The sequence below is a fragment of the Microbispora sp. GKU 823 genome (genome assembly GCF_002027145.1).
Classification (GTDB): Bacteria; Actinomycetota; Actinomycetes; order Streptosporangiales; family Streptosporangiaceae; genus Microbispora; species Microbispora siamensis.
Genome location: NZ_MWJN01000100.1, coordinates 21187 through 33233, shown reverse-complemented (window position 1 = coordinate 33233; position 12047 = coordinate 21187). Strand labels below are relative to the sequence as shown.

The window sequence follows — 12047 nt, the reverse complement described above, 5'->3', positions numbered from 1 at the left end:
GGCGTCAGCGGAGCCAGGCCGTACTGCACGGCGGACGGAGTCGGCGCGGTGCTCAAGGTCTTCCCCGCCGTCGGCACGCCCACGAGAGTGGTCAGCGTCAACCAGGCCTGCCCGGCCACGCCGTTCATCCCGGTCTACCACGGGGTGAAGGTCGAATGCGGCAAGCCCGGCGAGGACTACGCGGCGGGCCGTACGGTGCCGGTGCGCGGGAACGCCCGGGCGATCGTCCCGCCGGACGCCGTGACGGCGAGCGGCAGCGGCCTCGACCCGCACATCTCCGTCGCGTACGCCGAGCTGCAGGCCCCCCGGGTGGCGAGGGAACGGGGGCTGGACGTGGCCAGGGTGCGGACACTGATGAAGGAGCACACGACCGGCCGAGCCCTCGGCTTCATGGGAGAGCCCGGCGTGAACGTGCTGGAGCTCAATATGGCCCTCGACGGGGAGAGGTGAACGGTCATGCCACGCGGGCGGCTGCGGATCTACCTCGGCGCGGCACCCGGGGTCGGCAAGACGTACGCCATGCTCTGCGAGGGGCACCGCCGTAGGGAACGCGGCACGGACGTCGTGGTCGGCCTGGTGGAGACCCACGGCCGCGTACGTACCGCGCAACTGCTGGAGGGACTGGAGATCGTCCCCCGCAGGACCCTGACGTACCGGGGGGCGACCTTCACCGAGCTGGACGTCGAGGCGGTCATCGCCCGGCGTCCGCAGGTCGCCCTGGTCGACGAGCTGGCGCACACCAACGTGCCGGGCTCGCGCAACGCCAAGCGCTGGCAGGACATCGACGAGCTCCTCGACGCCGGGATCGACGTGATCTCCACGGTGAACATCCAGCACCTGGAGTCGGTCAACGACGTCGTCCAGCACATCACCGGCATCCCGCAGCGCGAGACCGTGCCCGACGAGGTCGTACGGCGGGCCGACCAGGTCGAGCTGGTCGACATGACCCCGGAGGCGCTGCGGCGGCGGCTCGCGCACGGCAACGTGTACATGCCGGAGAAGGTGGACGCCGCCTTGTCGAACTACTTCCGGGTCGGCAACCTCACCGCGCTGCGCGAGCTGGCCCTGCTGTGGCTCGCCGACGAGGTGGACGAGCAGCTCGACCGCTACCGCGCCGAGCACGGCATCGCCGACACGTGGGAGGCGCGCGAGCGGGTCGTCGTCGCGCTGACCGGCGGGCCGGAGGGCGACACTCTCATCAGGCGTGCCGCCCGCATCGCCGCCCGTACGAAGGGCGCCGATCTGCTGGCCGTGCACGTCACCCGGGCGGACGGGCTCGCCGGAGGCGACCCGGCGCTGCTGGCGCGCCAGCGCGCACTCGTGGAGAGCATGGGCGGCACCTACCACCAGGTGGTGGGCGACGACGTGCCCCGCGCGCTGCTGGAGTTCGCCCGCGGCGTCAACGCCACCCAGCTCGTGCTCGGCGCCTCCCGGCGCGGCCGGGTCGCCCAGATCTTCAGCAGAGGGGTGGGCGTCGAGACGACCGCCCGCTCCGGCTCGATCGACGTCCACATGATCACACACGAGCAGGTCAAGAAGGGACGGGAGCGCCCGCAGCGGTCGCGGGCGGCGCTCACCCGGCGGCGCAGGCTGGCGGGGTGGGCCGTCGCGCTCACCGGCCTGCCGCTGCTCACCGCCGTCCTGCTCCCCTTCCGGGGCACGCTGGCGCTGCCGAGCTTCATCCTGCTGTTCCTGACCACCGTCGTGGGTGTGGCGCTGATCGGCGGCATGTGGCCGGCGATCACGGCGGCGGTCGCCGGGTCCCTGCTGCTCAACTTCTTCTTCACCCCGCCCCTGCACACCCTGACGATCGCCAACCCGGAGAACCTCTTCGCCCTGGTCGTCTTCGTGTTCGTCGCGGCGGCGGTCAGCATGATCGTGGACGTGGCGGCCCGCCGTACGAGGGAGGCGGCCCGCGCCGGAGCGGACGCGGAGATCCTGTCCGCGCTGGCCGGGCACGTGCTGCGCGGCGAGGCCGCCGTGCCCTCCCTGCTCGCGCGTACGCGGGAGACGTTCGGCCTGGTCTCGGTCACGCTGCTGGAACGGCGGCCCGAGGCCGGGCAGGGACCGGACGACCGGTCCGACCCCGCCTCCTGGCGGATCGTCGCCACCTCGGGGGGAGAGCCGTGCGCCTGCCCGGACGCCGCAGGCACCGACGTGGACATCGACGGCGACCTCGTGCTCGCCGCGCGCGGACGGCTGCTCGACGCCTCCGAGCGGCGCGTGATCGAGGCGTTCGCCGCGCAGGTGGCCGTCGCCCTGCGGCAGGAACGGCTGAAGGAGGAGGCCGAGCAGGCCAAACCGCTCGCGGAGGCCGACAGGATGCGCACCGCGCTGCTCGCGGCGGTCAGCCACGACCTGCGCACCCCACTGGCCGCCGCGAAGGCCTCCGTGGAGAGCCTGCGCGCCACCGACGTCGAGTGGTCCCCGGAAGACCGCGCGGAGCTGCTGGAGACCGCGGACGAGTCGCTGGCCAAGCTCGACCGCCTGGTGGCGAACCTGCTCGACATGAGCCGCCTGCAGGCCGGGGTGCTGGGCGTGGCCGCCCAGCCGGTCGCGGTCGAGGAGATCGTGCCCCGGGCGGTCGACGACCTCGGGCCGCTCGCCGCCGAGGTGAAGATCGACATCCCGCACGACCTGCCCGAGGTCGTCGCCGACCCGGCGCTGCTGGAGCGGGTGCTCGCCAACGTCGTCGCCAACGCCGTCCGTTACACCCCCGCAGGAGAGAACGTGCTCGTCACCGCCAGCAGGTACGGCGACCGGGCCGAGATCCGGATAATCGACCGTGGGCCCGGTGTGCCGCGCGACGCGTACGACCGGATCTTCCTGCCCTTCCAGCGGCTGGGGGACCGGGACAACCACACCGGGGTCGGGCTGGGCCTGGCCCTGGCGCGCGGACTGACCGAGGCGATGGGAGGAGAGTTGACACCCGACGAGACGCCCGGGGGAGGGCTCACGATGATCGTGACCCTGCCCGTCGCCGTGCACACCCACGACGTGCCGAGGAGCCCGGTGGAGCTCGGCGGTTCTCCGGATCTCGGGGGTGCGGCCCCGTGAGCCGGATCCTCGTCGTCGACGACGAGCCGCAGATCCTGCGCGCGCTGCGGATCAACCTGGCCGCGCGCGGTTACGAGGTCGCCGTCGCGGCGGACGGCGGCTCCGCGTTGCGCGAGGCCGCGGACCGGCGTCCCGACCTGATCGTGCTGGACCTCGGGCTGCCCGACATGGACGGGGTCGAGGTCATCCACGGCGTACGCGGCTGGAGCAGCGTCCCGATCATCGTGCTGTCGGGGCGCACCGGCAACCAGGACAAGATCGACGCGCTGGACGCCGGGGCGGACGACTACGTCACCAAGCCCTTCGGGGTGGACGAGCTGCTGGCCCGGGTGCGCGCGGTGACCCGGCGCACCGGCTCACGGGAGAGCGAGCCCGCCCGCGTACGGATCGGGGAGCACGTGGTCGACCTCGCCGACAAGACCGTCTCCGGCGACGTACGGCTGACCCCGACCGAGTGGCACATCCTCGAACTCCTCGTCCGCAATCCCGGCAAGCTGATCAGCCAGCGGCAGCTGCTGAGCGAGGTGTGGGGCGCGCAGTACGTCAAGGAGACGCACTACCTGCGGCAGTACATGGCCCAGCTCCGGCGCAAGCTGGAGAGGGAGCCCGCCCACCCCGTCCATCTGATCACCGAGCCGGGGATGGGCTACCGATTCACCCCCTGACGGCCGCCCTCTGACGGCGGGCGAAGGCGCGCCTTCCTAGCCCTCCGGCACGCATGCGCGCGGCGGCGCCTGAGGCCGGGCATCGCGGGCGCGGAACTGTCGGTCGGGTGCGGAAGAATCGCTTCATCATGACCACCACCACCGCGCCGACCATCACCGCGCCGGCAGACGTGCCCACACGTCCCCTGCCGGTCGAGCTCGTCGACGGCCCGGGAGGCAGGCTCTACCTGCTCCCCTTCGCGCCGCTCACCCCGGACGACTGCGAGGCCCTTTCCGTGCTCCTCGCCGCCCGGGCCGCCGCCGTACGCCGCAACGAATCCGCGTGATCACCTGGCTGAACGGGACGTTCGGCGTGGGGAAGACCACCACGGCGGCGTAACTCGGCGCTTGATCCCGGGAACCCGCCGTCAGGCGTTCCGCTGGGTCGAGTCCTACTCCTGCCGGCTGTGGCGGGCATCACATCGGGCGCATGTCACGTACGGGCGGGCCGCTTCCATCTGCTGGTCGTCAACGGTCAGACGAGGAGGCGGAACGATGAGCGCACAGCACGAAGCCGGCGTGGCGGCCACACACCGGGTGGTGATCCTGGGAGCGGGGTACGCGGGCCTGTCCGCGGCGATCCAGCTCGCGTGCCGGGTCAAGCGGAGCGAGAAGGTGCAGGTGACCCTGGTGAACGCGCAGGAGCGGTTCACCGAGCGGCTGCGGCTGCACATGACGGCGACCGGGCAGCGGCTCGCCGAGCTGAGCATCCCCGAACTGCTGGAGGGCACGGGTGCCCGCTTCGAGCGCGGGTGGGTGACGGCGGTGGACGCGGACGCGAAAACCGTGCGGATCGACGACGAACGCGTCCTGCCCTACGACACGCTGGTGTACGCGCTGGGCGGCGTGGCCGGCACCGCGGCGGTCCCGGGCGTCGAGGACCACGCGTACACCCTGAACAGCGCCCAGGACGCCGAGGTGCTGGCCGACCGGCTGTCGCGGCTCGGCAGCGGCACGGTGGTGGTCGTCGGCAGCGGGCTGACCGGCGTCGAGTCGGCCGCGGAGATCGCCGAGCGGCACCCGGAGCTGAACGTCGTGCTGCTGGGCCGCAGTGAACCGGGCGCGGCCATGAACCCGAAGGCCAGGGCGTATCTGCGGGCCGCGCTCGACCGCCTGGGCGTGCAGGTCCGCAGCGGGGCCGAGGTGGTGAAGGTGCTGCCCGGCGCGGTCGAGCTGGCCGGCGGGGAGAGCGTGGCGGCCGACGCGGTCCTGTGGACGAGCGGTACGCGGGTGTCGCCGCTGGCGGCCGCCGCCGGGCTGACCGTCGACGAACACGGCCGCGTCGTGACCGACGCCATGCTGCGGTCGGTGTCCCACCCCGAGGTGTACGCCGTGGGGGACGCGGCCGCGATCCGCCAGGGCTACGGCGTCATGCACGGCACCTGCCAGGGCGGCATGCCGACCGGCGTGCACGCCGCGGTGTCGATCGTCCGCGAGCTGAAGGGCAGGCGGCCCAGGCCGTTCCGCTTCGGCTACTACCACACGCCGGTCAGCCTGGGGCGGAACGACGCGGTCGTGCAGTTCACCCACCCCGACGACAGCCCCCGGCGCCTGTTTCTGACCGGCCGCATCGCGGTCCGGTACAAGGAGACGGTGACCGCTTCGCCCTGGCCCACGTGGGGCCGCATGAAGAAGATGCCCGCCTCGGGCGCGTTCTGGCCTCGTGGGGGCCGCTTCACCCGGGTGCGGGAGGCGTGATGACCCAGCTCCCCGACCTCGACCAGCAGGTGTTCGTCCAGCATCGGAACCTGCTGTTCTCGGTGGCCTACCGCATCCTCGGCAGCGCGGCCGATGCCGAGGACGCGGTCCAGGACACCTGGATCAACTGGTCGGCGGCCGACCGCTCGCAGGTGGCCGACCCGAAGGCGTACCTGACGAGGATCGTGTCGAATGTGGCGCTGGAACGGCTGCGCTCCACGCAGCGCAAGCGTGAGGCCTATGTGGGGCCGTGGCTTCCGGAGCCCATCCTGACCAGCGGAGACACCGCCGAGGCCGTCGCGGACGCCGAGTCGGTGTCGATGGCGATGCTCGTGGTGCTTGAGACGCTGAGCCCGCTCGAACGCGCGGTGTTCGTGCTGAAGGAGGTCTTCGGCTTCAGCCACGCCGAGATCGCGGAGGCGGTCGAACGTTCAGAGGCGGCGGTGCGGCAGGCCGCGCACCGCGCTCGCGAGCACGTGCGGGCCCGGCGGCCGCGCTTCGCGACCGACCGGTCGCGGCAGCGTGAGGTCACCGAGCGGTTCTTCGCCGCCGCGACCGGCGGTGACATGAACGCCCTTATGGAGTTGCTGTCCCCGGACGTCACTTTGTGGACCGACGGCGGCGGCAAGGTCCGCCAGGCCCTGCGCCCTGTCGTGGGCGCGGCGACGGTGGCCGCCTGGTTCGCGGCCATCGGCAGCGTCGCCTACCAGGGCATCGAGCCCGCCGACATGAACGCGGAACTCGTCGAGATCAACGGCGGTCCCGGCATCGTCTTCAGCGCCCCGGGTCGCGTGATCGCCATCGTCACCTTCGATTTCGACACCGATGGCCGGATCACCACCATCCACAACGTCGCCAACCCGGACAAACTCCAGGCGGTCGCCGATGGCACCCCCCGCAGCCTCGGGACGCGGTGAGCACCGGTCCCCGGCGGGCGCGGCGGTGCCGGCCGCCGCGCCCGTGCTGCCGGCGGGTCAGAGGCGGGCGCCCACGTCGGCGCCGCTGCGGGGCCGCAGGAAGTCCGAAGGCGGGATGGAGCCGTCGGCTCGCCGGGGTCCGGTCAGCGCCGAGGAATCGGTGCTGACCAGAGCGGCGTCGTTCCAGGTGCCGCCGATGTCCCAGGAGTTGCCGCTGCCGGTGGCCGCGGAGCCGAGGACGGCGGCGGTGCCGTTGCCGACGGACAGGTTGCGCGTGAGGGTGGCCGCGGCGTCGGAGGCGTCGAAGCCCATCTTGACGTTGTGCCAGGCCGTGCTGTGGTCGATCGTGATCGCGCCGGGGTTGGCGTTGTCGATGAAGCCACCCGCGGAGTTTCCGTAGGCGATGCTGTTACGCACCACGTGCGCGGCGGGCGGATCGGTGTCGCCGCCTCCGCCCAGCTTGAAGCCGTTGCCGTCGCCCGTGTAGTCGGGCAGGCTCCAGCGGTTGTAGCCGTTGCCGTACGCGACGCTGTCCTCGATCGTGATCGGGGACAGGAACTCCCAGGCGTCGAAGCCGTCGTCGGAGTTGTTCCACAGGCGGGCGCCGCGCACGACGTTCCCGGTGCCGCTGCCCTCCTTGATGCCGAGGCCGTCGGCGCTCTCGCCGTTCTTGCGCGGGTCGCGGTTGCCGTAGCTGTCCAGGTCGAGGACGAGGTTGCCGCTCGACGCGCCCTGGATCTGCACACCGGTCTCGTAGTTGTCGTGTGTGGAGAGCCGTTCGAAGACGTTGTCGTCGCAGCCGTCGCAGTACAGCGCGTACGGGCCGTTCACGATCTCCAGGTTGACCAGGCGCCAGTGGGAGGCCTCCATGTGGATCGCGCCGCGCTGGGCCCTGGGGATGCTGCCGCCGACAGGGGCGGGTGTGTTCGGCAGCGGATCGCCGTCGATGACCACGCGCTCGGTTCCGTACGCGGTCATCGTGATCGGCCTGTAGGCGGTGCCGCTCTTGAGGATCTGGATGTTCGCGGTGAGCGGGTAGGTGCCGCCCCGGATCGCGATGACGGTGCCCGGCTGCGCGAGGTCGACGGCCTTCTGGATCGTGGCCAGCGGCCGGTCGAGCGTGCCCGGGTTGGTGTCGGCGCCGTTCGCCGCCACGACGAGCATGCCGGTTCCCGGAGTGGCACTGGGCGACGGCGAGGCGGAAGGCGAGGCGGACGGGGACGGCGAAGGCGACGTGGACGGGGAGGGCGAGGGCGAGGGCGAGGGCGAGCTTACGTCTCCGGCCTCGACGTCGTCGAAGGACGCGGTGGCGCCGAACGTCTGCAGGCCGATGCGGCCCTTGCCCGACTGGCTCGCCCCGGAGCCGACCGCGGTGCCGTCCACGTACCCGCGCACGGTGCCGCCGGACTCCTCGATCCTGAGCGTGTACCAGCTTCCGGGGACGACGACGAGGGGAACCGAGGCGAGCACGCTGACCGCGCCACTGCGTACCGCCTGCAGTTCGGCGCGGCCCTCGCCCGTCAGGACCAGGCGGTCGAACGTGGTGGACGAGGTCGAGCGGGCGGCCAGCCCCACGTAGGACGTGGCCCCGCTCAACGTGATCGGCCGCACCCGGGTCTGTACGGCGTAGTCGGTCCAGGCCGTCGAGCCGGCGAAGACCCGGGCCAGGTCGCTGGGCAGTTTGCTCTGGCGTAACGCGGCGGACCCGTCGGACACCACCGACCATGTGCCGCCCGACTTGGACCAGCCGCTCGCGTCGCCGTCCTCGAAATCGTCCCCGAACAGGGTGGCGGCCAGCGCTCCCGGGGCGGTGGCCAGGGCCGTCAGCGTGACGAGCACTGTGACGAGTACCGTGGCGGTGATCCGGGGCAGGCGTGTTCGCCGTCTTGCCGTTGTCGATCGCATCGTGTCTCTCCCACGCGGCGGAACTTCGAGAGAGCTGGGCACACGTGCCGGCCCTCAGGTAGTCGCCATGCACGTCAGGTAGCGTCCCTGACCAATTGACCTTCCAGCGCGCATGGAAAAGCGTGAAACCCTCGGCGGGGCCACGCACTCGGAACGCTGACACAGCGGCGGCGAGGCTGTCAAGATCGGGGGAGAGGCGGCGTACCGACCGGCGCTCTCCCCATCACGGCAGCGAGATCAGCGTACGCAGCAGGTGGAGCAGGGGTCGGCGTCCGGAAGCGTCACCCACAGGCAGCACGTGCGGCGGCGGTATCCGTCACCGTCGGGCGCGAGCAGTCCGGCCACCGGCGGCCCGATCTCGTCGAGCAGCCGGGCCGCCTCGGCGTACGACCCGAGCGTGAGCAACGGGTGGGCGAACGCCTCCGCGGTGGAGCCCCACAGGGTGCGCTCCCCCACCTTGGTCGCGGCACTGAGCGCCCTGACGAACGGATACTGGCTCTCCAGGAGCGCCTCCCTGATGGCCGCCGGGAGGTCGGGGACGACGACGGTGCCCTCGGTCCCGGCCAGCGGGTCGCCGGGAAGCACGGCCACGGTCACCCGGGACGCCGCCACCGTCACCCCGGCCGCGGACGGCTTGACCAGCGTGTCCTCCAGGCGCATCAGCGGCACTCTGCGGCCGAGAGCCCAGCCCAGGGCCAGCGGCATCGTGTGCCAGTAGCCGTAGGTCTTCCACAGCAGCGCCGCCGCCACGTGACGCGGCGCGCTCCAGCGTTCGGCCGTCTCGTCCACCAGCGCGAGCAGACCCTCGTACGGCTCCCGCACGAGGTCGGCGGCGGGGAACCAGCCGGGGGAGTCGTCGGCGACCAGCCTGGGCAGGACTCCCAGCACGCCGCCCCGCTCCGCCGCGAGGCCTTCCAGATGGTCGGAAAGGGCGTCGAGCAGCACTCCGCACTCCTTGGTGTCAGCGGTGGTCTCTGGTGAGGAAGAGCAGCCGGGCCCGCTTGTCCGGCAGGTCGATCTCGGGCCCGAGGGTGAAGCCGGTCCGCAGCATCCGGTCGATCACCTTGTCGTTGCGGGTGTCCGGCTCGGCCACGATCCGGGTGTGGCGCGGGTCGGAGAACGCGTACGCCAGGAGCACGGACAACAGGGCGGGGGTGAAGCCGCGCTCGCCCTCCCCCGTCGCCGGCCCGAGGAGCAGGTGGACGCCGAAGTCGCCCGGCTGGACGTCGTAGCACTCCCCGACCGGGTCGGCCTCGGGCTCGTACGTCTGGAAGAGGGCCACCGGCCGGTCGTCGCGGTGGACGAGATAGGCGTGGTGGGTGGTGAGGCCGTCCAGGTAGTCGTAGATCTCCAAGACCCGTTCGCGGCTCGCATCGAGCATGCCCCAGAACCGGGCCCGCTCCTCGGTGACCCAGGAGTGGATCAGGTCCACATCGGCCTGCGGGTCCACCGGCACGATGCGGAAGGCGCCGAATCCCTCGACCACCTGCTCCCACACGGCCTCGCGCCGTACGGGGGCCGTGGTGTGTGCGTCAGGGGTCATGTCGCTCCTCCGTCAATCGGTTCCAGTCCGTGATCACCGGCGCGAGTTCGCCGCGCAGCCACAGCGGGTGCTGGTCACGCGAATGGGGGTCGCCGGGCACGCCGCTCGCGCCGAACGGGACGATCCACAGGCTCCCGTCACGCCGCGCGAGGTCCCACACGTAGCGCGCCGCCGGGCCCCGGGCGCAGTGATGGGTGACGCCCGGCACGCTCGACGTGGACAGCACGCAGTCGTGGTCGCCCGGCAGTCCCGCCTCCACCGGCACGCCGCCGTCCACAGGAGGCGGGATCGCCGGGGAGGGCAGCGCCCGCCAGGGGGCGAGCCGGTGCAGGTCGCCCCAGCGGACCCCGGTCGTCTCACCGCCTGCCGCCACGTCCTCCAGCGCCGCCCGGACCAGTTCCACGATGGCGGCCCGGTCCAATCCGGGCAGCAGGCCGGTCGTCAGCAGGCTCTCCAGGGCGTACGCGACACGGGGAGTCAGCGCGAGCCACGGCCGGAAGACCTCGGGAACCCCGGAGTCCAGTCCGGCCAGGGACGCCAGGGCGGGGTGGGCCGCCAGGCGCCGCACCACCTCGGCCCGGACCATCGCGTACGCCGCCGCGCCGGTGCTGCCCGCGTCCATGCGGCGGTCCCAGGCCAGTAGCCGGTCCCGCAGGCGTACGGCCTCGGGGGTGAGCCCGTCCAGCCCGGCCAGCAGATCGAGGAGAGGACCCGCGCCGGGCAGCAGGGTGTCGGTGTGGACGGCCGCCATGTCCCCGGCCGACCAGCACGGCGAGGCGTCGAGCAGGCGCCTGATCCGGCCGGCGCGGTAGGGCGGGGCGAACTCGACGCCGAGCGGCGCGGCGATCCCCCGCTCGTTGGCCATGACCGTGATGCCGCCGACCGCGCGGCGGGGCGCCGGCGCGTGCCGGTCGCCCCACTCGTGGCCGGGTTCCCAGGCGGGCACGACCCGCAGCGCGTTATCCGGGTGGCGGACGGGCACCACCCCGGCGACCCGGTGCAGCAGGCCGCCGCCGGTGTCCGCGGCGAGCACGACGTTGACGGGCTCGGCCCAGCGATCGAGCGCCCGGTCCACGTCGGCCACGGTCTTCGCGCGCAGCAGCGCCGGCAGCGCCGCGAACCCCAGGTCACGCCGCACGCGCGGCGGATACCGCAGGCTCACCGCCTCCCACACGCGGTGGTCGGTCTCCCGCTCGCGGTCGTGGCCGGTCTCCCCCCGGACGCGGGCGTCCGTCATGACGACCGGGCCGCGCTCGGTCTCGACGACCTCGACCTCGACCGGGGCCTCCCCCGCCACCTCGACGACCTCGACGTGGGCTTCGCAGGGTCGCCAGCCGTCCGGTCCGAGCGCCTCGACGCGGCCGTCCCCGCGCCGGAGCCGTTCGCGGTAGAGGTCCTGGTAGTCGGCCATGGCGTTGGTGATCGCCCAGGCGACCGAGCCGGCGTGCCCGAAGTGGGCGATGCCCGGAACGCCCGGCACGGCCAGCCCCACCACGTCGAACTCGGGACAGGCCAGGCGGATCTGCTGATAGAAGCCGGGGTCCTCGATGAACCGGTGGGGATCGCCCGCGATCAGGGCCGCGCCGGTGGCGGTGCGATCACCGGGAACCAGCCAGCCGTTGCTCCCGCCGGTGCCCGGCCCGTCGGCCGCGAACAGCGCGACGGCCTCGGGGCCCAGCCGGTCGGCCACCGCCTCGCGCCACAGCTTGCCCGGGAAGTGCGCGAAGAGGATGTGGTGGGACAGCCAGATCGCCAGCGGCGTCCACGGCTCCCACCGGCCGGGTGCGAGCCCTGCCGCAGGTCCTGCCGCGCCGGGCCCTGCCGCGCCGGGCCCTGCCGCGCCGGGCCCTGCCGCCTCTCGCGGTTCTCGCGGTGCCGTTTCCATCGCGGCGAACTCCGGTGCGCGGCGGGCTCCCTCGGGCAGTCCGGCGTTGACGCCGTCCACGTAGGCGCTCACCCAGCGCGCCGTGTCGCCGTCCAGGGCCTGCAGGCAGCGCTCGGCGGTGTCCGCGAGCCGGGCCTGCCGGGCGAAGCGGTCCCATGGGACGGCGTCCGGCCCGAGGATCTCCGCCGACGTGCCGGTGGCCCGGCGCCGCTCGACCTCGATCTGCCAGGCCCGGTCGAGGGCGGTGACCCGTCCCTGGGCGAAGGCCAGTTCGTACGGATCGCCCGCGCGTAGGTGGGGGATGCCCCAGGCGTCCCGGTACACCCTGTTCACGACGT

At 72.9% G+C, this 12047-nt stretch carries 10 protein-coding genes; 6 read left to right on the top strand and 4 right to left on the bottom strand.

Translation table 11 applies throughout. The features are described from left to right. From B1L11_RS35570 to B1L11_RS35545, 6 genes are all read left to right on the top strand, one after another. The coding region (locus B1L11_RS35570; protein WP_143737775.1) for a potassium-transporting ATPase subunit C at positions 1 to 450 on the top strand (450 nt) is incomplete at its 5' end. A 6-nt stretch (positions 451 to 456) separates the two neighbouring features. Continuing rightward, complete coding sequence (locus tag B1L11_RS35565) at positions 457 to 3057, top strand: sensor histidine kinase KdpD (RefSeq protein WP_079319698.1); 2601 nt, start codon at positions 457 to 459, stop codon at positions 3055 to 3057. After that, positions 3054 to 3722, top strand: a complete 669-nt coding sequence (locus B1L11_RS35560) for a response regulator (protein WP_079319697.1) — start codon at positions 3054 to 3056, stop codon at positions 3720 to 3722. The genes B1L11_RS35565 and B1L11_RS35560 overlap by 4 nt, the downstream gene beginning before the upstream one ends. A gap of 128 nt (positions 3723 to 3850) precedes the next feature. Continuing rightward, positions 3851 to 4048, top strand: coding sequence for a hypothetical protein (locus B1L11_RS35555; protein WP_143737774.1), 198 nt, complete (start codon positions 3851 to 3853; stop codon positions 4046 to 4048). A 208-nt stretch (positions 4049 to 4256) separates the two neighbouring features. Beyond that, positions 4257 to 5459 carry an NAD(P)/FAD-dependent oxidoreductase gene (locus B1L11_RS35550; protein ID WP_079319695.1) on the top strand — a complete coding sequence of 401 codons (1203 nt, stop codon included), beginning with the start codon at positions 4257 to 4259 and terminating at the stop codon, positions 5457 to 5459. Continuing rightward, positions 5459 to 6376 (top strand): RNA polymerase sigma-70 factor, encoded by a 918-nt coding sequence (locus tag B1L11_RS35545; protein WP_079319694.1) that lies wholly within the window; start codon positions 5459 to 5461, stop codon positions 6374 to 6376. Before B1L11_RS35550 ends, B1L11_RS35545 begins: the two co-directional genes overlap by 1 nt. A gap of 57 nt (positions 6377 to 6433) precedes the next feature. Here the strand turns inward: B1L11_RS35545 and B1L11_RS47375 are convergent, their stop codons facing one another. The 4 genes from B1L11_RS47375 to B1L11_RS35525 all read right to left on the bottom strand — a co-directional run bounded on the left by B1L11_RS47375 (position 6434) and on the right by B1L11_RS35525 (position 12042). After that, the gene (locus tag B1L11_RS47375; RefSeq protein ID WP_179155473.1) at positions 6434 to 8281 is read right to left on the bottom strand and encodes a right-handed parallel beta-helix repeat-containing protein; all 1848 of its coding nucleotides are present in this window, start codon (positions 8279 to 8281) and stop codon (positions 6434 to 6436) included. 237 nt (positions 8282 to 8518) lie between these two features. Then, positions 8519 to 9226 carry a (2Fe-2S)-binding protein gene (locus B1L11_RS35535; RefSeq protein ID WP_079319693.1) on the bottom strand — a complete coding sequence of 236 codons (708 nt, stop codon included), beginning with the start codon at positions 9224 to 9226 and terminating at the stop codon, positions 8519 to 8521. Between the two features lie 16 nt (positions 9227 to 9242). Beyond that, positions 9243 to 9824 (bottom strand): GNAT family N-acetyltransferase, encoded by a 582-nt coding sequence (locus B1L11_RS48955; RefSeq protein ID WP_079319692.1) that lies wholly within the window; start codon positions 9822 to 9824, stop codon positions 9243 to 9245. After that, positions 9814 to 12042: a penicillin acylase family protein gene (locus tag B1L11_RS35525; protein ID WP_079319691.1), complete on the bottom strand. Its 2229-nt coding sequence runs from the start codon at positions 12040 to 12042 to the stop codon at positions 9814 to 9816. Before B1L11_RS35525 ends, B1L11_RS48955 begins: the two co-directional genes overlap by 11 nt. Positions 12043 to 12047 lie beyond the last annotated feature (5 nt).